The sequence below is a fragment of the Nonomuraea sp. ATR24 genome (assembly GCF_041950485.1).
Lineage (GTDB): Bacteria > Actinomycetota > Actinomycetes > Streptosporangiales > Streptosporangiaceae > Nonomuraea > Nonomuraea ceibae.
The window spans coordinates 152,697-173,509 of record NZ_JBGNUU010000018.1 but is presented as its reverse complement, the minus strand read 5'-3'; the positions used below and the strand labels follow the sequence as shown (position 1 = coordinate 173,509).

The window sequence follows — 20,813 nt, the reverse complement described above, 5'->3', positions numbered from 1 at the left end:
CTGCCTCACTGGGTTCTGATGATCTCTTCGAGTTCGGCTTTCAAGGACGCCGCGACGTCGTCGGCCGTGTCCTTGAACGGGGGGTTGAGCGCCTTGGCGACCGAGCTGGCGATCACCAGGCTGAGCTGGTTGTAGTTGGCGCTGGCAGCCCGCGGCTTGGCGGCGAGGATGCTCTCCTTGAGCACGGGCAGGTAGGGGAAGCGCTTGATCAGCTCGGGGTCGTCGTAGAGCTCGGCCCACACCGGGGGGAAGGACCCCTCGGTGAGGACACGGCGCTCGTTCTCCAGGCTCGTGAAGTAGCGGATGAACTCACGAGCCGTGTGCTGGTGCCTGGAGTAGGCGCTGATGGCCAGATTGCTGCCGCCCAGCGAGCTGGAGCCGGGCCCGTCGAGCCCGGGCAGCCTGGTCACCGCCATCTTCTCGCCGAGCCTGCTCCTGGCCGGGCCGTACGCGTGCGGCCAGTTGCGGGCGAAGGCGAGCCGGCCCTCCTGGAAGGCCAGGCGGGACTCCTCCTCCTTGTAGTTCAGGGACTCCTCCGGGATCCAGCCCTCGCGCAGGCCCTGTTGCAGGAACCCCAGCGCGGTCGCGGCCTTGGCGGTGTCGAGCGTCACCTCGTCGCCGTCAGGGCCGAGGATCTGGCCGCCGGCGGACTGCACGGCCTCGGAGAAGTTGACGGTCAGTCCCTCGTACGCGAGGAACTGCCCGGCATAACCCTCAATATCGTGTTTTTTCGTAATCTCCTGGGCTTGTTCGCGAAGTTCCGCCCAGGTTCTGGGCGGTTTCTTCACGAGGTCGGTCCGGTAGTACAGCAGCCCGGCATTGCTCGTGTACGGCACGGCCCAGAGCTTGTCCTTGTAGACCGCGGTGTCCACGACAGGCGGCAGGAACTTGTCGAGCGGGAAGTACCCGCGCTCCAAGGGGATGATCCAGCCGTTCTCCGCGAACTCCGCCGTCAGCACCACGTCCAGGCCGAGGACGTCGTAGCGGCTGCTGCGGGCCTGGAGGTTGGCCACCATCTGAGCGCGCTGCTCGTCGGCGGCCTCGGGCAGCTCGAGCAGCGTCACCTTCTCGGCCGGGTGGGCCTGGTTCCAGCGGTCCAGCAGGGGTTGCAGGTACGCCGTGGTGTCGCGCCCGGTGGCGAAGGTGATCGGGCCAGTGCCGCCCGTTCCCGGCTCGCCGCCGCCGGTTTCGCCCGCCGCCGCGCACCCGGCCGCCGCAAGAACGGCCAGAGCAACAGCAAATGGGCGAAACACCTCGATTTCCTCCAGGTTTAGAGGGGGCTACATTCGTGTTAGGTAGATGCATGCATGTTATCCATACATGTAATCTGAAGGTCAACTGCTGGCCATGTAACGCATCCGTAACGCGCGGGGAGGTGAGGTGTGCGGCTTCACCTGCTGGCGCTCTTGGCCAAGGAGCCTGCCCACGGTTATGAGCTCAAACAGGCCCTCGAGCAGACGTTCGGCAGCGCCTACCCCTCGCCCAACATCGGCCAGATCTATGTGACGCTGGGCCGCCTGGAGAAGGACGGCCTGGTCAGGGCGGTCGACGTCGAGCAGTCCAACCGGCCCAACAAGAAGGTCTACTACTGCACCGCCAAGGGGCGTGACGTGCTCACCCTCTGGGCGGACGAGCCCACCGAGGGGCCCCGGGTGCGTGACGAGTTCTTCATGAAGCTCGTGCTGGCCCCGCTCACCGGCATCGCCGACCGGATGGCGCTGATCAACCGCCAGCGCCGCCACTACCTGTCGCTCATGGGCGACCTCAACGACCTGATGGCCCGCACCCCGCCCGAGGACCGGGTGGCGCTGCTGCTGATCGAGGGTGCCATGCTGCATCTGCAAGCCGATCTGGACTGGCTCGAACGTTGTCAGGAGGACCTGGCATGAGTGATCCCGCCCTCAAGGCGGTCAACCTGGTGAAGGTCTACTCCGGCGGCGCCGTGCCCGTGCACGCCGTCCGCGGGGTGGATCTGCAGGTCGAGCCGGGTGAGTTCATCGCCGTCATGGGCCCGTCCGGGTCGGGCAAGTCTACGCTCGTCCACATGCTGGGCGGCCTCGACACCCGCACCAGCGGCGAGATCTGGATCGACGGCACCCGCGCCGACACGCTCTCCGAGAGTGCCTGGGCCCTGCTGCGCCGCAAGAAGATCGGCTTCGTCTTCCAGTTCTTCAACCTGGTCGCCAGCATGACCGTGGCCGACAACGTCGAGCTGCCGGCCCTGCTGGGCGGCGCCTCGCCGCGCGAGGCCCGCGAGCGCAGCCGGCACCTGCTCGGCGCGCTCAACCTGGCCGACCGTGCCGACGCCCCGCCCGCCCGGCTCTCCGGCGGCGAGCAGCAGCGCGTCGCGCTCGCCCGGGCCCTGGCCAACAAGCCCAGCGTGCTGCTGGCCGACGAGCCCACCGGCAACCTCGACAGCCGCAACACCCGCGACGTGCTGCGTCTGCTCGGCGAGGTGCACCGCGACGGCCAGACCATCGTCATGGTCACCCACGACGCCCGCGTCGCCGGGCTGGCCGACCGGGTCGTGGCCCTGCACGACGGCGAGGTCGTCGACGACGGCCGGATCACCCGGCGCCGCACCGGCACCGCGGGCGCGGTGATCGACCTCCGATGAGCACCACCCGGGCGGGCATCCGCTGGATCCGGGCAGACCTGCGGGCCAGGAAGGGCCAGGCGACACTCACCGTGCTCGTCGTGGCCGCCATCGTGGCCGCGCTGATCGCCGCCGTCACCCTGCTGGAGGACGGCACCAACCCCTGGCGCGGGCTGTTCGCCCAGACCGAGGGCGCGCACGTGTGGTTCTACACCAAGGACAGCACCGCCCAGGTCGTCGCCACCCGCGAGATCGACGGCGTCACCAGCGCCGCCGGCCCCTACCGCTCGGCGCCTGCCACCGTCGTCCAGGACGGCAAGAAGGAGCCCGCCGAGCTGCGCGCCCTGCCGGCGAAGCCGCCCGCGGTGGCCCACCCGGTGGTGACCGAGGGCCGCTGGCTCGACGCCGCAGAGCCCGGCGGCGTCGTCGTCGAACGCTCCTACGCCCGCGCCCTGCGCCTGCGCATCGGCGCGCCGTTCACGATCATCGCGCTCAGCGGCGAGCGCCACAGCCTGCACGTACGCGGCATCGCCGACTCCGCCGAGCAGGGCTTCTACCCGGAATGGACGCCCGGCCTGGCCTGGGTGCTGCCCGAGACCCTGGACCGGGTCGAGCCGATGCTCGGCCGCAGCCAGTGGGTGACCGGGCTGCGCCTGACCGACGCCGAGTCGGCCCAGGTCGTCTCGCAGCGGGTCGTGGTCATGCTCGACGACGAGCTCCAGCGCCTCTACACCTGGCGGGAGATCCGCGCCGCGATGGAGCTGGACAACCGGCTGCTCGGCACGCTGCTGGCGCTGTTCGGCGTCGTCGGGCTGGTCGCCGCCGCGCTCGCGCTGGCCAACGCGGCCGGCGGCCGGGTGCTCGGCCAGCTCCGCGACCTGGCCACGCTCAAGTCGATGGGCTTCACCAGAGGCCAGATCGCGCTGCTGCTGCTGGTCGAGCACGGCGCGCTGGGCCTGCTCGGCATCGCCGTCGGCACGCTGGCCGGGTGGGGCGGCACGGTCGCGGTGCTCGGCACCACCTCCGTCGCCCCCATGCCGGTGCTGGCCATCCTCGCGGGCACCGCGCTCGTCGTACTGGCCGCCGTGGGGCTGCCCGCCTGGCGCGGCGGCCGCACGCCGCCGATCCCGGCCGCGCCCGCCCTGCCACCGCGTGGCCACCTGTCCCGGCTGGCCAGGCTCGCCCTCCTGGTACGCCTGCCTCCGGCGCTCGTGCTGGGCGCCCGCGACGCCTTCACCCGGCGGGTGCCGGCGTTCCTGACGGCGTTCGGGCTGGCCGTGCCGATGATGATGATCACGATCGGGCTGGGCGTGTGGGCCACGCTGGACAACTTCGCCGGCCATCCCGAGCAGGTCGGCCAGCACGCCGCCCTGCACGTCGGGCCCGGCAAGCTGACCGCCGTCGAGGCCGAGCGCCACGTGCGCGCCGACCGCGACGTGCGGGCCGTCTACCCGGGCGTCGAGGTGAACGCGCTGGCCCCCGGAGAGGGCCGCTCGGTGCGGGTGCGCGCCATCGGCGGCTCCACCACCGACCCCTACCCGTTCCCCGTCGTCGAGGGCCGCATGTACGCCGAGCCGGGTGAGGCGGTCGCCGGGCAGGGGCTGCTCGACCTGCTGGGTGTGAAGATCGGCGACCGGGTCCGGCTGACCGTGGGCGGCTCGCCGCTGATCGTGCGGATCGTCGGCCGGGCCATCGAGCCCGACTCCGACGGCGAGGTGCTGTCGGTCGGGCTGGACAGCCTGGCCGCCAAGGACACCGTGCCGCCCGAGTTCTACGCGCTCGCCCTCAAGCCGTCCGCCGACCCGTCGGAGGTGGCCGGGAGGCTGCTCACCGAGTCGTCGGAGAGCCTGGACGTGCAGATCGTGGTCAACCCGGCCGACCGGCTGGCGGTCATCCGGGTGGTGATCGTGGCCCTGATCGCCGTGCTCACGCTGATCGGGCTGGCCAACCTGCTCACGGCCAGCGCGCTCGGCCTGCGCGACCACGCCTTCGACTTGGCAGTGCTCAAGGCGATGGGGCTGACGCCGCGCCAGGTGATGGCCACCTTGGTGACCGGCACCGGGCTGCTCGTGGTGCTGGGCGTGGGGGCGGGCGCGGCGGTCGGGGCGTCGGTCGTGACCGGGCTGATCGACCTTCAGGGCCACACCAGCGGGGTGGGCGCCGGGATCGCCCGTCCGCCCTCGGCCATGACGCTGACCGTCGCCGTGCTGGTGGCCGTGGGCACGGCGCTCGCCGTCGCGCTGATTCCCGCGCGGCGGGCGGCCCGTGCCCAGGTGCCCGTCACCTCACGCTGAAGGGAGCTTCTTCAGCGCGAACCAGTAGAAGCCGTGCCCCGGCAGCGTGAGCAGGTAGGGCAGCTCGCCGACGACGGGGAAGTGCACGCCACCGCGCGCCTCCACCGGCGTCATGCCCTCGAACCTGCGCAGGTCCAGCTCGACCGGCTGCGGGAACTTCGACAGGTTGTTCACGCACAGCATGATGTCGTCGCCGTCCTCCCTGACGTAGGTCAGGACGGCCGGGTTCGACGACCACATCTCCGTGTAGGCGCCGACGCCGAACACCGGGTGGTCGCGCCGGATCTGCAGCATCCGCCGGGTGAAGTGGAGCAGCGAACCCTCGTTTCTCTGCTGCGACTCCACGTTGACCGCCTGGAACCCGTAGATCGGGTCCATGACGGCCGGCAGGTAGAGCCGCCCCGGGTCGGCCGTGGAGAAGCCCGCGTTGCGGTCGGGGCTCCACTGCATCGGCGTGCGGACCGCGTCACGGTCCTCCAGCCAGATGTTGTCGCCCATGCCGATCTCGTCGCCGTAGTACATGACCGGCGAGCCCGGCAGGCTCAGCAACAGGGCCGTGAACAGCTCGATGCGGTCCCGGTCGTTGTCGAGCAGCGGCGCCAGGCGACGGCGGATGCCCAGGTAGGCCCGCATGCGCGGGTCCTTGGCGTACTCGCTGTGCATGTAGTCGCGCTCTTCCTCCGTCACCGTCTCGAGCGTGAGCTCGTCGTGGTTGCGCAGGAAGATGCCCCACTGGGCGCAGTCGGGCAGCTTGGGCGTGCGCGACATGATCTCCGAGATCGGCTCGCGCGTCTCCTTCTTGACCGCCATGTAGATGCGCGGCATGAGCGGGAAGTGGAACGCCATGTGGCACTCGTCGCCGCCGGTGGTGGGGTCGCCGAAGTACTCGACGACGTCCTCCGGCCAGCCGTTGGCCTCGGCCAGCAGCACCCGGTCGGGGTAGAGCCGGTCGACCTCGGCGCGGATCTTCTTCAGGTACGCGTGCGTCTCCGGCAGGCCGGCGCACGCGGTGCCCTCCCGTTCGAACAGGTACGGGACCGCGTCCAGGCGGAAGCCGTCGATGCCCAGGTCCAGCCAGAAGCGCAGGACCTCCAGCATGGCCTCCTGGACCGCCGGGTTGTCGTAGTTGAGGTCCGGCTGGTGGTGGAAGAACCGGTGCCAGTAGTACTGCTTGCGCACCGGGTCGTAGGTCCAGTTGGACTCCTCGGCGCCGATGAAGATGATCGGCGCGTCGGGGTATGCGGTCGGCTCGTCCGCCCACACGTAGAAGTCGCCGTACGGCCCCTCGGGGTCGTGCCGGGATGCCTGGAACCAGGGATGACGGTCGCTGGTGTGGTTCATCACCAGGTCCGTGATGATTCGCAGGCCGCGCTCGTGCGCCGACTCGATCAGCTGGATGAAGTCGGCGAGGTCGCCGAAGTCCGGCAAGATCTTCATGTAGTCGGAGATGTCGTAACCGCCGTCACGCAGCGGTGACTCGTACAGCGGCAACAGCCACAGGCAGTCGACGCCGAGCCATTCGAGATAGTCCAGCTTCTCCACGAGGCCGCGAAGGTCTCCGGTGCCGTCGCCGTTGGAGTCCTTGAACCCCCGGACGAGCACCTCGTAAAACACCGCCCGCTTGTACCAGGACGGGTCTTCCGAAATGAAGGTCTCGGCGACCGGCTCCGGCGTTGGGGATGCGTTGATCATATGTCGCTCACAGAAGGAGATGTGGGCAGGACGAAGTCACCGGTTTCCCCGGCGTTGTTATCTCTGGTGACCGCGCCGCCTGGGTCGTCATCCCTGCGATCCCATGCCCTCGACAGGACCGGATTTGTGATCCGGTGCCCGCTTGTGCGGCGCTTACGGGCCGAACACTACCAGCCCGTTGGCTTTCCGGAACCCGCTTGTGCTGTGCGAGCTGTAATACCCAAGAGATCGCTGTGTAATCGTGATGTTACCGACCGTTCTTCTCCCTGTAACTAGAAGGGGGCAGACAGGTCGTCCAGCTCGCTTTCGAAGTCGCTCAGCCAGAGCCCGAACAGCACCAGACCGCGCACCCAGAACCGGTCGTTCCAGCCGTTGAACCGCGTCAGCGCGTCGGGCCCGCCCGCCACCACCTCGTGCAGCTCGTCCGACAGCAGCCCCGGCACCCGGGTCGCCACCACGTCCAGCATGCGGTGGGAGTAGGCGCGCGCGGGCGCGGCCGTGGAGCGCAGCGGCACCCGCCGCAGCGGCTGCTTGACCACGTTCGTCGAGGGCAGCGCGGCCACGCGCGGGTTGGCGGCGTGCAGCACCTCGCGGTAGAAGCGGCCCTGCGCCTTGCGCGCCACGCCGACCGAGAGCGCGGCGTCGAAGAAGTCGGGATGGATGAACGGCGCCGCGAACGACGCCTCCGGCCCCACCAGGTTGACCGCCGAGCGCGCGATGCCCCGCACCGTGCGCGTGTGGAGCACCGAGAGCGGCAGCTCGGCCCGGTGCCCGTGGAGCATCGAGGTGGCCGCCAGGAACTGCTCCTGCACGGTCTCGGCCATCCACTGCGCCGCCGCCTTCGACAGGAACGGCTGCGACGGCGCGCCCAGGCTCAGCGAGCCCAGCACCGCCGCCGACCGCTCGGCCTGCGTCGTGGCCTCCAGGGCGGCGCCGCTGACCATGAAGTTCTTCAGCAGCGGCCCGCCCGCCAGCCCGTCGACCAGCACCCGCCCCGCCTGGTGCACCTCCTTGGCGAACGGCGCGTACCAGGCGTGATGCGGCGTCAGGTATTCGAGCCTGCGCGCCACCTCCACGGCGTCGTCCGGGTAGGCGGCCGGGTCCTGCTCGATCACCCGGTGCGGGATGCCCAGCTCGCGGGTGATGGCCCGGGCGAAGGCGATGTCGGTGTCGGTGCCGTCGTCGGGGCTGGTCGTCCACGATTCCACGTCGAACCCGCGCGCCTTGGCCACGCTGCCCAGCAGCCGCGAGTCGTAGCCGCCGCTGATCGGCACCAGCAGCTTGCGCCCGTCGTAGTCCTTGTAGACCTCGTGCAGCAGCTCCAGGATCTCCCCGGCGCTCGTCCACGTCTCGTACGGCTCGGTGCGCAGCCAGCGCGGCAGGCGCCGCTCGGTGGACAGCCTGCCCTGGTCCCACACCAGCGCGCTGGAGCCGGGCAGCCGCTTGATCCGCTGGTAGGGCGTCGCCTCGCCCAGCGGGAACGTCACCTGAAGGATCGACGCCCAGGCCGCCCAGTCGATCTCGACCGGCGCCAGCGACAGCAGCGGCTCGATCAGGGACGAGAAGTAGACCGCCTCGCCCACCCGTACGTAATAGACGTCGACCAGCCCCAGCGCGCCCGTGTGGAGCGTGACGCGCGGGCCGTCGCCCATCAGGCCCGGAGCCTCGTACGTCTCCGCGACCGTCATCCAGTCGCTCTCGCCGGCAGGCCTGCGCTCGCCCCAGGCGAACGCGAACGCCTCGCCCGAGCGCCGGTAGGGCGGCAGCGGCGCCGAGCTGAACAGGGCCGCCTCGGCCGTCTGGAGAGCGGGACGCACCCGCGGGCCCGCGGCCGACAGCTTGCCGAGCACCGCGGTGTCGATCCGGCCGAGACCGCCGCAGACGTAGGGTCGTACGTTGAACTGCACCGGATCTCATCCCTTCGAGGCGCTTCCCGCAAAAGAGTATCCTTTGCCGGGCTGAGAGACGGAGGTCCTGTTGTCTACCGAGCTGGAAAGCACGCGCAGGGCGTTGCGTGAGGCGGTCGCGCAGGCCGAGCACGCGGCGGAGCTGGCCAGGCTGCTGGACGCCGCCCAGAGCAGGCTGGCCGAGGCCGAGAGCCGTGCCGAGGAGGTCAAGGCCCTCGCCGACCGGCTGAGCGAGGCCGAGGAGCGCCTGGCCGACGAGCGCGCCGCCGCCGACAAGCTCCGCAAGGAGCTCGCCGAGCAGCGCTACCAGGCCGAGGTGGCCAACTGGAAGCTCTCCTCGATCAAGGTCGCCCGCTGGAACCGGCTGGGCGACGCCATCAAGACCGGCAAGAGCAACCCGGTCCGCCTGGCCAAGGAGCTCAAGGGCGCCGCCCGGCCGGTCAAGCGGCCGACCGCGCCCAAGCGCAAGCCCGTGGCCGCCGCCAGGGCCCAGGACGAGCGGCCCGGCGCCGCCTACCAGGCCACCGCCACCACCCGCACGCTCGGCGGCGCCTCCTTCAAGCTCAAGCCCTACCGGGTGCCGACCGGCCCCAACACCCGCCCGCACATCACCGCGGCGGTCGTCGCCGAGCCGCACGCCGAGGCGCTGCTGCGCTACGAATGGCGGCAGACCACCGGCTTCACCCCGCGCGACTTCGCCCGGGTGCTGCCGCAGGAGGTGCCGCACCTGCTGCTGGTCGAGTCCGTCACGCAGGGGCCGTGGGCCGAAGAGCTGCTGGGCGAGCCGGGCGAGGGGCTGCGCGCGCTGCTCGCCTGGTGCGCCGAGCGCGGCATCCGGACCGTGTTCTGGCACACGCACGGCGACCCCGCCGACTTCGCCGCCTCGGCCGGGCTGTTCGAGCACCGCTTCTCCGCCGACCCGGCCGTGGCCTGGCCGAGGCTGCCGTTCGGCGTGCAGCCGCGCGTGCACAACCCGCTGCCGCTGGCCGGCGGGCGCATCGACCGGGTGCTCAGCCTCGACCAGCTCCTGCCGGACCACCTGGCCTACCCGGACGTGCTCACCTCCTACCGCTGGCCGGCCGCGGTCACCTGCCCGCCCGGCACCCCGACGTGGCGGCTGGCCGAGCTCGCCGCCTGCGGCACGCCGATCGGCGACGACCCCGACAGCCGCCGGGCGCACGTCGCCCTGCGCCGCGCCTACGCCTCCGGCACCATGACCGAGCACGTCGACGCGCTCCTGGAGACGATCGGGCTGCCCAGCGCCCGCGCCACGCTCGACGTGTCGGTGCTGCTGGCCGTCCCCGACGCGACCCGCATGGAGCACGCGCTGGCCCAGGTCGGCCGGCAGAGCGGCATCACCCAGCTCATCGTCATCGGCCCGCCGGAGGCCGAGCAGCGGGCCCGCGACACGCTGCCCGGCGCCGACGTCATCCACCGGCCGCTGCAGCCGGGCATGACCGTCGGCGCGATGCTCGGCCGCGGCCTCGACCTGTGCGAGGCCGACCTGGTCGCGGTCATGGACCCGCGCGACGTCTACGGCTCCCACTACCTGACCGACCTGCGGCGGGCGTTCCTGTTCGGCACCGCCGACATCGTCGGCAAGGCCGCCTTCTACGCCCACCTGCGCAAGCCGCAGGCCACGCTGCTCAAGCAGCCCGACGCCGAGTACACGTACCTGCCGGAGATCACCGGCGGCACGCTGCTCGCCCGCCGCAACACGCTGCGCGAGCTCGGCTTCGCCGACCTCACCGACGGCTGGGACGAGGTGCTCATGCGCCGCTGCCGCGAGGACGGGATCAAGGTCTTCTCCGCCGACCGCTTCGGCTACGTGCGCGTCCGCGACGAGGACCGGTGGCTGCTGGGCGCCGCCCACCTGGTCGAGTACGGCTCCGCCGAGCCGCACGCGCTCATCTGAGCCCGTGACGCCCGGGCGGCTGGCCGGGGTGCTCGGCGAGCCGCCGGTGCCCGACGGCACGTGGGAGCGGGAGGCCGCCTACGTGTCGGCCGCCGCGCTGCGCCGCCGCGTCCCCGCCGCCGAGCTGGCCGCGCGGGTGCGGGAGCTGCCCGGCGTGGGGCCGGTCGAGGTGCGGGGCAACGGGTTCCTGCGCGTGGTGGTGCCCGTGCCGGGGGAGCTGGTGACCGAGATCGAGCCGCTGGAGCTCCGCGATCCCGGCTGGCCGGACTTTCCTCGTACGTGGGACAACCCCGGATTCGTGGTGCGTTACGCCCATGCCAGGGCGGTGGCGGTGCAGCGGTGGGGGCGGGAGCTGTGGGTTCCGGAGGAGTTCCGGCCCGAGCTGCTCGACGATCCCCGCGACCGGGCGGTGCTGCGGGCGCTGGCCGAGGTGCCCGGACGGCTGGCGAGCCGCGACCCGGGGTGGGAGGCTTTCCTGGTGCGGCTGGCGCTCGCCTACCACGACGCGCACGAGCACGCCCCGGCCGTGCCGATCGGCGACACGCCCGCCGGGCCGTTGCACGGGGCCCGGGTGAGGCTGGCGCGGGCCGTACGGGATGTGCTGGTGGGGCCGGATCGGCTCTGAGGGATCACAAAATATCCGGCCAAACGGTGAAAAATCGTAAAATATTCGCGTTTGGGCGGTGATCGCGTCTCGATACGTGGGCATCGGGTCCGTGGTGAACACCGGGTCCGATAGCCTCGATCGGGTGAGTCGATTCGCCCATCCTGCCGGGGACCGGCACGCCGAGACGCCGCCCCACGAGCGCCCCCCGCTGGCGCCCGACGACCTCAACCGGATCAACCCCGCGATCTGGCCCCGAACGTCGAGCCGGACCGATGGCGCGCTCACGATCGGCGGCGCCGACGTACGCGACCTGGCCCGCGAGCACGGCACCCCCCTCTACGTCCTCGACGAGGAGGACGTCCGCTCGCGCATGCGCGACTACGCGGCCGCCTTCCAGGGCTCCGACGTGCACTACGCCGGCAAGGCCTTCCTGTGCAAGGAGATCGTCCGCTGGCTGGAGGCCGAAGGGCTCGGCCTCGACGTGGCCAGCGGCGGCGAGCTCGCCGTCGCCCTCAGCGTCGGCTTCCCCGCCGAACGCATCACCCTGCACGGCAACAACAAGTCCGCCGCCGAGCTCACCCGCGCCCTCGACGCCGGAGTCGGCCACATCGTCGTCGACTCCTTCGAGGAGATCGCCCGCCTCGGCTACCTCGCCGAGCAGCGCGGCCTGCGACCCAAGGTGATGATCCGCGTCACCACCGGGGTCGAGGCCCACACCCACGAGTTCATCGCCACCGCCCACGACGACCAGAAGTTCGGCCTCTCGCTCAACGCCGGCGCCGCCGCCGAGGCCGTCCGCCGCATCCTCCAGCTCCCGTCGCTGGAGCTCGTCGGCCTCCACTCCCACATCGGCTCCCAGATCGTCGACGTGGCCGGGTTCGAGGTCGCCGCCCGCCGCCTGGCCACCCTCCTCGTCCAGATCAAGGACGAGCACGGCGTCGTGCTCCCCGAGCTCGACCTCGGCGGCGGCTACGGCATCGCCTACCTCGACGGCGACGAGGCCCTCGACGTCAAGCGCATCGCCGACGGCCTGCGCGAGATCGTCCGCAAGGTCTGCACCGACGCGGGCCTGCCCGTCCCCCGCCTCACCGTCGAGCCCGGCCGCGCCGTCGTCGGCCCCGGCGGCATCACCCTGTACGAAGTCGGCACCGTCAAGAACGTCGAAGGGCTCCGCACGTACGTGAGCATCGACGGCGGCATGAGCGACAACGTGCGCACGGCCCTCTACGGCGCCGAGTACACCGCCGTGCTCGCCAGCCGCGAGAGCAGCGCCGAGCCCATGCTCAGCCGCATCGTCGGCAAGCACTGCGAGAGCGGCGACATCATCGTGCGCGACTGCTACCTGCCCGCAGACCTCGCGCCCGGCGACCTGATCGCGATCGCCGCCACCGGCGCCTACTGCCGGTCGCTGGCCAGCAACTACAACTACCTGCCCAGGCCCGCCGTCGTCGCCGTCAACAGCGGGCAGTCGCGGGTGATCGTACGGGGCGAGACCGAGGACGACCTGCTGAGGGGGCAACTATGAGCAAACCGTTGAAGGTGGCCCTGCTGGGCTGCGGCGTCGTCGGCTCCCAGGTCATCAGGCTCATCCACGAGCAGCGTGACGACCTGACCGCCCGCATCGGCGCCCCCCTGGAGCTCGCCGGCGTCGCCGTACGCCGCCTCGGCCGCAAGCGTGACGTCGAGGTCGACCCCGCCCTCCTCACCACCGACGCCGAAGCCCTCGTCACGCGCGACGACATCGACATCGTCATCGAGGTCATCGGCGGCATCGAACCCGCCCGCTCCCTCATCATCGCCGCCCTGTCCCGCGGCAAGTCCGTCGTCACCGCCAACAAGGCGCTGCTCGCCGAGGACGGCGCGGCCCTCCACGAGGCCGCCCGCACCGGCAACGGCGACCTGTACTTCGAAGCCAGCGTCGCCGGTGCCATCCCGCTGCTGCGCCCGCTGCGCGAATCCCTCGCCGGCGACCACGTCAACCGCGTCCTCGGCATCGTCAACGGCACCACCAACTACATCCTCGACAAGATGGACTCCACCGGGGCGTCCTTCACCGACGCCCTCGAAGAGGCCCAGACCCTCGGCTACGCCGAAGCCGACCCCACCGCCGACGTCGAAGGTTTCGACGCCGCCGCCAAGGCCGCCATCCTCGCCGGGCTCGCCTTCCACAGCCGCGTCACCGCCGAACAGGTGCACCGCGAAGGCATCACCGAGATCACCGCCACCGACGTCGCCTCCGCCAAGGCCATGGGCTACGTCATCAAACTGCTGGCCATCTGCGCCCGCTCCGACGACGGCCGCTCCATCGGCGTCCGCGTCCACCCGGCCATGATCCCGCGCACCCACCCCCTCGCCGGGGTACGGGAGGCGTACAACGCGGTCTTCGTCGAGGCCGAGTCGGCCGGGCAGCTCATGCTCTACGGCAAGGGCGCCGGCGGCGCCCCCACGGCCTCCGCCGTCCTCGGCGACCTCGTCGCCGTCGCCCGCAACCGCCTGGCCGGCACCCGCGGGCCCGAGGAGTCCACCTACGCCTCGCTGACCGTCCACCCCATGGGGGAGACCGTCACGCGCTGCCACGTGGCCCTCGACGTGGCCGACAAGCCCGGCGTCCTGGCCCGGGTGGCGGAGCTGTTCGCCAAGCACGACGTGTCCATCCAGACGGTCAGGCAGGAAGGGCACGGTGACGACGCCCAGCTCGTCATCGTCACCCACCGGGCCACCGACGCCGCCCTGACGGCGACCATGGAGGGGCTGCGGGAGCTCGACATCGTCCGGGCCATCGCCAGCGTGATGCGGGTGGAGGGGGACGAGTAGGGCCCCTGTTCCCGCGAAGGTCCTCGCCCGTCAGGCGCTTCGCACCCGGCGGGCTCGGGCCGTGTGGTCCGGGGGAGCCCTGCCAGGGGAGGCAGCCATGAGGTCGTGGTTCTTCGCCGCCACGCTCGCCGGCCTTGCCCTACTGCCGAGCATGTCAGGCACGCCGGCCCGGCCCGTCCTCGCATCACCGCCCACGACAGCGCGCCGGGCCGCCGTGTGCATGATCGGCGCGGATCCGCAGATCCTCGTACACGACACACAGGAGGGTGCCCGCGTGCCCTTCAGCGGGCGGCTGACGTGGGTCGGCGACCGGTCCTGTCTGGCGGTGGACATCGGCGGCAGCATGGTCGTGCCCCTGTGGCCGATCTGCGCGGCGCCGTTCCGCGCGGGGGAGCGCCGGGGCGTCGCGCTGCCCGGTGTCGGGAATCTCCTGCCCGGTGACCGGTTCAGCGGGACCGCGACCTGGCACCGTGAGGACCCGATGTTCCTCACGGCGCCAGGACGATGTCACCGCCGAAACGGATTCGTCGTCATCGACCCGTCCGGCCTCAGCCGGAGCGGGAGGGGACGCCGATCGCGTCGGCCCACGCGTGGATCTCCTGGTCATAGCCGGTGAAATGGTCGCGCCGGAGGACCCCGGCGGGGTCGATGTGGCGTGACCCGGAAAGTCCGAACCGGCGCAGCAGATCGACGATGAGCGGTCGTACCGCCGTCGTGAGCGCGGGTGACAGGCACGTCGCCAGGTCGGCGAGGTGGCGAGCGGAGGCGGTCCCGGTGAGCCGGCGGTCTCCCGCCGGGCCGTACGTTGTGCCGGCGTGATTCCACACCTCTATCGGCGCCGCGTGTTCGGCGTCGGTAGCGGGGATGAGGGCCGCTTCGACGGCGAGCTGGGCGGTGGGTGAGGCAATGCGTTCCCCTACGGCTCGTGCGGCGTTCGCCGCCAGGAGGCGCACCAGCGCGACGGTGATCCACGCGACGGCGCCCTCGCCGAGCGCCCAGACCTTGCGGCCGTCGGCAGGGCTGTCGCGCAGCGTCCCCACCTGCAGTCCTGCGAGCGCGGAGCCGTCCGGGTGGAACTCGCAGTAGTACCCGCCGGCGGCCGGGTGGCCCGGACGCCGTGACGGCGCGAAGGCCAGCGCGCCGTCCGGGCGTGGTTGTGGCGGCTCCGCGCCGATGGCGATGGGAGCCGGCCAGTGCGCGACGTGTCGCCTGAGCCATCGCCGCAGGTCCTCCCCGCTCGGTGCGGGGAGCTCGGCCGGCGCCGGATGTGCCGGCACCGCGGCGACCACGAGCCAGGGCGACTCGGGGCGGAGTCGCCCGGCCGCGTCCGTGAGGAGGCGCGAAAGCGGTTGCGAGGGGTCGGGCATGGCGGAGGGCTCCGATCGTGGGGCTTTCGGTCAGAACAGCTTGCGGGCCTCGGAGTCGGCCAACAGGTCCGGGTCGGGCACCCGGGACTTGCTGGCGACGTTGGCGAGCATCTGATGCGCCATGTGGAAGCCGAAGTCCTCGGCGACGACCTTCCTCCAGTGCCGGGACACGATGTTGTGAGTGGCCCACCTGGTGTAACGCGGCCGCTTCATGATGAATCTGGCCAGTTCCCAGGCGCGGTCGAGGAGGTGCTCGCGCGGGAGCACATCGTTGACGATGCCCCACTCAAGAGCCTTGTCCGCCGGGATCGGCTTGGCGGCGTAGATGTAGTACGCGGCGCGTTTGATGCCCATCAGCGTCTGGAGGGCCATGCCCTGGCCGTCTCCCGGCGGGGAGCCGAGCCAGAAGTGCGGGTCCATGAAGTCGGCGTCCGGCGCGGCGAGCGTGATGTCGCTCATCATCGCGAACTCGGTGTGCACGCCAGGACCGTTGACGGCGGCGATCGTCGGGATGTCGATGTTGTTGACGAAGCTCTCGATGAGCTTCCAGCCGTCCGCCATGCGCTGGTAGATGTGGTCCGGGTCCAGCTCGGAGGCGGGTTTGGGGTTGAGCCCCTTGGGGTCGCCCGTCATCCACCTGCCGCCGGTGCCGGTGATGATCAGGACGTGGTTCTCCGGATCGTTGCCGATCTCCTGCCACACGCGCGGCCACGCGTTGTGCGCGGCGGCGGTGTGGGCGTACGGGCCGTCGTTCGTGTGCAGGCGGACCTCGATGATGCCGTCTTCGCGCCTCATGCGGAAGAAGTCCGCGTACCTGGCCGCGTACTCGTCGAAGGCGGGCGGGGCGAGGTAGCCCTCCCAGTGGTCTGCCGGATCGAATGCCATGCTCACTACCTCCATGCGGCAGGGGCACCGCCGCGGGCGGTGCCGGGGTGCGCTCGCCGGGCATGCGGCGGGCATCCCCATAAAAGCACACTTGTCAGTGTGCTTTCATCTGGTGCCGTACGCTGAGATCATGTCGAGGGGTATAGCGGCGGTTCAGACGCCAGGACGCCGTCGACGGTCGGAGGGCAAGAAGGCGGCGATCCTGGATGCCGCGGAGGACCTGTTCATCGCCGAGGGCTACGAGCGGACGAGCGTCGACGCGATCGCGGCCCGGGCGCAGGTCTCCAAGCGCACCGTCTACGACCACTTCGGCGAGAAGGGGACGATCTTCCTGCGCGTGCTCGAGCGGGTGAACGACACGCTCGCCGACACCGTACGCGCCGCGATCGACGAGGAGCTGAGCCCGGGCCGCGACCTGCGCGACGCGCTGACCGCCTTCGGCCGGCGCATCGTCACGCAGACCTTCCCGTCGCCCGCGTACCTGACCTTCCGGCGGCTGACTTCGCAACGGTGGTCGATACCGCAACTGGCCGAGGCCGAGCGCGACCGTCCGGACCTGATGCTGGAGGAACGCTTCGCCGCACTGGCGGACCAGGGGAAGATCCGCGCCGCGAACCCCCGTCTGATGGCCCGGCACTACACCGCCCTGACGCTCAGCCTCGCGCTGGAGGCACTCGAGACCAGGAAGGACGCCGAGGTCGAGGAGATCCTGGCGATCATCGTCGACGGGGTGGACGCCTTCCTGCGCGCCTACGGCTGATCGCCCTCGTCGAACACCAGCGGCACGGCGCGTACGGATCGACCCTCCGCGTCCAGGACCCGGCCCAGCAGCTTGGTCATGCTGAGCACGACGGAGCGGTCCTGCACGCGCAGGGCCGGCAACTCCTGGCTCATGCGCCATTCGAGGTCGTGCACCTCGGCCGCCGACCGCAACGACGCGTCGACCGTCACGTTGAACGGCCCCGCGACGAACGTGCAGGCCCGGACCCCCGGCAAGGAACGGATGCGCTTCTCCGCCGCTCGCATGTCCTGGACGTCCAGGGAGCCGAAGTACACCGCCGAGACCGACCGGCCGGACAGATGCCGGGAGATGTCGCAGCGGAAGCGGATGAGCCCCGCCTCCTGGAGGCGCGACAACCGGCGACGTACCGACACCGGCCCGAGATCCACCTGCTCGGCGAGCCGTTCGAACGACATCCGCCCATCGAGGTGCAGCGCGCGGACGATACGCAGGTCGGTCCGGTCGACGGCGTCGGCCCTTCCTGACCCCGGCTCCGTGGCCGGGCCGAGGCGGCGTCGCTGCTCCGGGTCGAGCGCGCCTTCCCGCCAGTTGCTCGCCTGCAGGATCGACCGGGTGACCACATGGCTGCGGATCTTCGCGATCCCGGGGACCCGCCCCACGAGGTCGAGGAGATAGACCGAGAGCGAGGCGAGGTCGGGCGCCTGCGCCAGCACGAGCACGTCTCGTGCGCCGCCGGTCACCTTGACGGTGGCGGCCTGCGGGTGCTCCGCGAGCGTACGCGCGACCTCGGTCGTCCGCCCCGGCGCGCAGTCGATCTCCACCAGCGCGCACGCCGGGGTCGCGTGTCCCGAGGGGTGGGCGGCGACCCAGGCGACCCCCTCGGACTCCAGGCGCGCCCAGCGCCGGCTCACGGTCACCGGGTCGACCCCGAGAACCTCCCCGAGGCTCCGCCAGCTCGCGCGCGGCGCGGATCGCACGGCGTCGACGATGGCGACGTCGAGCTCGTCATAGGACGTAGCGGCCACCTCACTCGAACTTTCCTGCGCGAATCAAGCAGTCAATGGAGATTACCTGCGATATCGCGGCCGAATCGCAGGATCACCCTACCGTGACGAGAACCGACACAACCGGCAGCCGGCGTGAGAACGCAGGCCGGACGAGGGGGTTCAGAGCGCGTGGGACTCGGACAGGCGACATTCGAACGGGGCGGGGCCGCGCTGCGGGTCGAGAACGTACGGCTCATCGACGGCGTCAGCGATGACGTGGTGGACGACGCCGTCCTGGAGTCCGACGCCGACGGCTGGATCACCTACGCGGGCCCCGCCGCCCAGGCCCCCGAGGCGCACCCGGACGTCAGAGTGATCGACGGACGCGGCGGCACGCTGCTGCCTGGGCTGTTCGACTGCCACACCCACCTCGGCCTGCCCTCCGACCGTTCGCTCGTGGAGACCGCCCTGCTGACGGACCCCGTCCTGGCGACGCTCCGGACCGCCGAACGCCTGAGCCGCACGCTCGCGTCAGGGATCACGTCGGTCCGGGATCTGGGCGGGCTTCCCGCCGCGTTCCGCGACGCCGTCGCCACGGGACTGGTGGCCGGGCCGCGCGTGCAGACCTCGGTCGGCGTCATCAGCCACACCGGCGGCCACGCGGACGACACCCTGCCCGGCGGCAGGAGCCTCGGTCTCGGCTACTGCGAGCTCGCCGACGACGTGCCCGGCGTACGGAAGGCCGCGCGGCGGATGCTCCGGTCCGGCGCCGACGTGATCAAGATCTGCACGAGCGGCGGCATCAGCAGCGCGCACGACGACCCCGACGACCAGGATCTGCTCGACGAGGAGATCGCGGCGGTCGTGGACGAGGCGCGGCGCCACGGCGGACGCCCCGTCGCCGCGCACGCGCAGGGACGGGCCGGCATCCTGGCCGCGATCCGCGGCGGTGTCCGCTCGGTCGAGCACGGCTTCGGCATCGACGACGAGGGCTGCGACCTCATCGGGGCGAAGGGGGCCTTCCTCGTGCCGACCCTGTCGGCCGTCTTCCAGCCGCTGGACCCGCGCACCACCACGCCGTGGCGCTACCAGAAGAAGCTGCGCTGGAACGAGCTGGCCAAGGAGAACCTCGCCGAGGCCATCGCGCGGAAGGTGCGCATCGCGGCGGGCACGGATGCCGGGATCACCCCGCACGGGCAGAACCTCTTCGAGCTTTCGTGCCTGGTGGAGCTGGGGATGTCGCCGATGGAGGCCATCCGCGCGGCGACGTCGGCCGGCGCCCATCTGCTCGGCGTGGAGGACACGCTCGGGACCCTGCGCACCGGATACGCCGCCGACCTCGTCCTCTGCGCGAGCGATCCCCTGCGGGACATCGGCGTGCTGTCGGCGCCGGAGAACATCGCCCTGGTCGCCCAGCAGGGCGTCATCCACAGGCTCGCCCTCCCCCCTGCGGAGCCGCGAGCAGCCGGACGGAACGGACCGCACGCCGGGGCACGCCCCTGAGCCCAGCGTGTTCCGCAGAAAGGAGACGCTCATGCAGGACATGAGCTCCAGCACCACCGCGGGAACGCCCGCACCCGATGATCTGCACACCGGCTGGACCGGCCGGGTGATCGGGTACGTAGCCGTTCTCGTCCTGGTGAACGTCATGGTCGACACCGTGCTCGCCGCGCCGACCTTCGTCCTTCCGCAACTGCGCGACGCCTTCGACACCACCCAGTTCGCCTGGCTCGACTCCAGCGCGATGCTGGCGGGCGCGATGTGGGCGCCGCTGCTCGGCAAGTCCGCCGACATCTACGGCAAGCGCAAGGTCCTCGTGATCACGCTGCTGGTCGCCGGGCTGGGCGGGGTGATCTGCCTGGCCGCGCCGCACATCGGCGTCTTCGTCCTAGGGCGGGTCCTCCAGGGCGCCGCCGTCGCGGCGTTGTTCCTCACTGTCGCGATCATCCGCGACCTCTGCGCCCCCACGTTCTCCATGATCGTGACCGGTGTCGTCACCTCGGGCTCGGCGGTCTTCGGCATCGTCTCACCCTTCATCCTGCAGGTCGCCACGGAGGCCTTCGGCTGGCAGTTCGTGTTCGTGGTCTCCGCGACGTTCGCGGTCGTGGGCGCGCTCTTCGTCCGCGCCGTGATCCCGCGAACGCGGCTCAGGACAAAGGGCAAGGTCGACGTCGCGGGCGGGCTGCTGCTCGGCGGCGGGCTCGCGGGGGTGCTGGTGTACATCAGTCTGGGGCAGGAGCTCGGCTGGCTGGCACTCGTGCCGCTGGTCGTCCTCGTCGCGGGGGTCGTGGCGCTGCTCGTCTGGTTCGTCGTGCTGAGCCGCGTCCCGGAGCCCGTGATCGACATCCGCGGCATCCCGCTGGCCCTCGGGCTCGGACTCCTCGTGGTCGTCATGGGAACGGGCGCCTATCGCAGCCTGCTCGCGCTGTTCAGCCTGCTCATCGACGTCTCCCCGGACGAGGGCCTCGGCTACGGGATCGCGGGACCGGCGGCGCTCGGCCTGATGTTCGGCATCCCGTCGATCGGGATCATGCTCGGCGGCATCGTGGCGGGCGCGATCGCCACCCGCGTGGGCCCCGCCTGGCCGCTGGCCGTCGGCGTGGCGCTGGGGACGATCGCCTCCCTCGGGATGTTCCTCGTCGGCGCGGGAAATCTGCCGATCGCCGTGGTCTGCTCGTTCCTGCTGAGCCTCACGGCGGGCTCGCTGGTCACCTCGGGCTTCAACCTGGCCTCCATCCTGGCGCCGCGCGAGCGGCAGGGCACCGTCTCCAGCATGGTCATGGTCATGGTCGCCGTCGGCTCCGTGACGATGAGCTTCATCGGATCGGCGATCCTCGGCGCGACGGACCTCGTGGTCGACGGGCAGACCGTGAACTCCTCGCTCGGCGTGCACTCCTACATCGCGGTCGCGGGCTGCGTCTTCGTCCTCGCGGCCATCCCCGGGACCTTCCTGGTGCGCAGGATGCGCGGCCACCTCGTCACGGGCGTGCCCGTGAACCACCCCTAGG

The 20,813-nt window shown here is 71.3% G+C and carries 16 protein-coding genes; 10 read left to right on the top strand and 6 right to left on the bottom strand.

Going from position 1 to position 20,813, the window contains the following annotated elements:
- Nucleotides 1-5: 5 nt before the first annotated feature.
- Nucleotides 6-1,253, bottom strand: coding sequence for an ABC transporter substrate-binding protein (locus ACBI99_RS34485; RefSeq protein WP_357583736.1), 1,248 nt, complete (start codon nt 1,251-1,253; stop codon nt 6-8).
- Between the two features lie 129 nt (nt 1,254-1,382).
- On the opposite strand from ACBI99_RS34485, the gene ACBI99_RS34480 reads away from it, so the two are divergent.
- The 3 genes from ACBI99_RS34480 to ACBI99_RS34470 are packed head-to-tail and all read left to right on the top strand — an operon-like array spanning nt 1,383 to nt 4,890.
- Nucleotides 1,383-1,889 (top strand): PadR family transcriptional regulator, encoded by a 507-nt coding sequence (locus ACBI99_RS34480; RefSeq protein WP_219505957.1) that lies wholly within the window; start codon nt 1,383-1,385, stop codon nt 1,887-1,889.
- Nucleotides 1,886-2,617, top strand: coding sequence for an ABC transporter ATP-binding protein (locus ACBI99_RS34475; RefSeq protein ID WP_219505955.1), 732 nt, complete (start codon nt 1,886-1,888; stop codon nt 2,615-2,617). The genes ACBI99_RS34480 and ACBI99_RS34475 overlap by 4 nt, the downstream gene beginning before the upstream one ends.
- A complete protein-coding gene (locus ACBI99_RS34470) occupies nt 2,614-4,890 on the top strand; it encodes an FtsX-like permease family protein (RefSeq protein ID WP_375074358.1) in 2,277 nt (758 codons plus the stop codon). Before ACBI99_RS34475 ends, ACBI99_RS34470 begins: the two co-directional genes overlap by 4 nt.
- On the opposite strand, the gene treS is transcribed toward ACBI99_RS34470, so the two are convergent.
- Both treS and ACBI99_RS34460 read right to left on the bottom strand, forming a co-directional pair.
- Nucleotides 4,882-6,582 carry a maltose alpha-D-glucosyltransferase gene (gene treS / locus ACBI99_RS34465; RefSeq protein ID WP_219505951.1) on the bottom strand — a complete coding sequence of 567 codons (1,701 nt, stop codon included), beginning with the start codon at nt 6,580-6,582 and terminating at the stop codon, nt 4,882-4,884. The genes ACBI99_RS34470 and treS overlap by 9 nt on opposite strands.
- Before the next feature lie 272 nt (nt 6,583-6,854).
- Nucleotides 6,855-8,489: an asparagine synthetase B family protein gene (locus ACBI99_RS34460; RefSeq protein WP_364179359.1), complete on the bottom strand. Its 1,635-nt coding sequence runs from the start codon at nt 8,487-8,489 to the stop codon at nt 6,855-6,857.
- A 70-nt stretch (nt 8,490-8,559) separates the two neighbouring features.
- On the opposite strand from ACBI99_RS34460, the gene ACBI99_RS34455 reads away from it, so the two are divergent.
- From ACBI99_RS34455 to ACBI99_RS34440, 4 genes are all read left to right on the top strand, one after another.
- Complete coding sequence (locus ACBI99_RS34455) at nt 8,560-10,404, top strand: hypothetical protein (RefSeq protein WP_246645044.1); 1,845 nt, start codon at nt 8,560-8,562, stop codon at nt 10,402-10,404.
- Between the two features lie 4 nt (nt 10,405-10,408).
- On the top strand, nt 10,409-11,029 hold the full coding sequence (locus ACBI99_RS34450) for an anticodon-binding protein (RefSeq protein WP_375074357.1): 621 nt from the start codon (nt 10,409-10,411) through the stop codon (nt 11,027-11,029).
- A 124-nt stretch (nt 11,030-11,153) separates the two neighbouring features.
- A complete protein-coding gene (lysA, locus tag ACBI99_RS34445; RefSeq protein ID WP_219505936.1) occupies nt 11,154-12,536 on the top strand; it encodes a diaminopimelate decarboxylase in 1,383 nt (460 codons plus the stop codon).
- A complete protein-coding gene (locus ACBI99_RS34440) occupies nt 12,533-13,825 on the top strand; it encodes a homoserine dehydrogenase (protein ID WP_219505934.1) in 1,293 nt (430 codons plus the stop codon). Before lysA ends, ACBI99_RS34440 begins: the two co-directional genes overlap by 4 nt.
- A gap of 548 nt (nt 13,826-14,373) precedes the next feature.
- Here the strand turns inward: ACBI99_RS34440 and ACBI99_RS34435 are convergent.
- The gene (locus tag ACBI99_RS34435) at nt 14,374-15,102 is read right to left on the bottom strand and encodes a hypothetical protein (protein WP_375074356.1); all 729 of its coding nucleotides are present in this window, start codon (nt 15,100-15,102) and stop codon (nt 14,374-14,376) included.
- Between the two features lie 120 nt (nt 15,103-15,222).
- The gene (locus ACBI99_RS34430; protein WP_219505930.1) at nt 15,223-16,077 is read right to left on the bottom strand and encodes an enoyl-CoA hydratase/isomerase family protein; all 855 of its coding nucleotides are present in this window, start codon (nt 16,075-16,077) and stop codon (nt 15,223-15,225) included.
- Nucleotides 16,078-16,207: 130 nt separating this feature from the next.
- Here ACBI99_RS34430 and ACBI99_RS34425 point away from each other — a divergent pair, with 130 nt between their 5' ends.
- Nucleotides 16,208-16,837, top strand: a complete 630-nt coding sequence (locus ACBI99_RS34425; protein ID WP_219505929.1) for a TetR/AcrR family transcriptional regulator — start codon at nt 16,208-16,210, stop codon at nt 16,835-16,837.
- Here ACBI99_RS34425 and ACBI99_RS34420 read toward each other — a convergent pair.
- Nucleotides 16,828-17,844 (bottom strand): Lrp/AsnC family transcriptional regulator, encoded by a 1,017-nt coding sequence (locus tag ACBI99_RS34420; protein WP_219505926.1) that lies wholly within the window; start codon nt 17,842-17,844, stop codon nt 16,828-16,830. The two genes, ACBI99_RS34425 and ACBI99_RS34420, sit on opposite strands and share 10 nt — an antisense overlap.
- Nucleotides 17,845-17,994: 150 nt before the next feature.
- Between ACBI99_RS34420 and ACBI99_RS34415 the strand changes: the two genes are divergently transcribed.
- Together ACBI99_RS34415 and ACBI99_RS34410 are read left to right on the top strand one after the other, a co-directional pair.
- The gene (locus ACBI99_RS34415; protein ID WP_375074355.1) at nt 17,995-19,308 is read left to right on the top strand and encodes an amidohydrolase family protein; all 1,314 of its coding nucleotides are present in this window, start codon (nt 17,995-17,997) and stop codon (nt 19,306-19,308) included.
- Between the two features lie 31 nt (nt 19,309-19,339).
- Nucleotides 19,340-20,812: an MFS transporter gene (locus tag ACBI99_RS34410; protein ID WP_246645043.1), complete on the top strand. Its 1,473-nt coding sequence runs from the start codon at nt 19,340-19,342 to the stop codon at nt 20,810-20,812.
- Nucleotide 20,813: the final 1 nt, after the last annotated feature.

Bases quoted from the DNA above. Each gene is read 5' to 3' on its own strand.
- ACBI99_RS34475 (WP_219505955.1), top strand. From the start codon at position 1,886: ATGAGTGATCCCGCCCTCAAGGCGGTCAACCTGGTGAAGGTCTACTCC.
- ACBI99_RS34470 (WP_375074358.1), top strand. From the start codon at position 2,614: ATGAGCACCACCCGGGCGGGCATCCGCTGGATCCGGGCAGACCTGCGG.
- treS (WP_219505951.1), bottom strand. From the start codon at position 6,582: ATGATCAACGCATCCCCAACGCCGGAGCCGGTCGCCGAGACCTTCATT.
- ACBI99_RS34440 (WP_219505934.1), top strand. From the start codon at position 12,533: ATGAGCAAACCGTTGAAGGTGGCCCTGCTGGGCTGCGGCGTCGTCGGC.
- ACBI99_RS34430 (WP_219505930.1), bottom strand. From the start codon at position 16,077: ATGGCATTCGATCCGGCAGACCACTGGGAGGGCTACCTCGCCCCGCCC.
- ACBI99_RS34425 (WP_219505929.1), top strand. From the start codon at position 16,208: ATGTCGAGGGGTATAGCGGCGGTTCAGACGCCAGGACGCCGTCGACGG.
- ACBI99_RS34410 (WP_246645043.1), top strand. From the start codon at position 19,340: ATGCAGGACATGAGCTCCAGCACCACCGCGGGAACGCCCGCACCCGAT.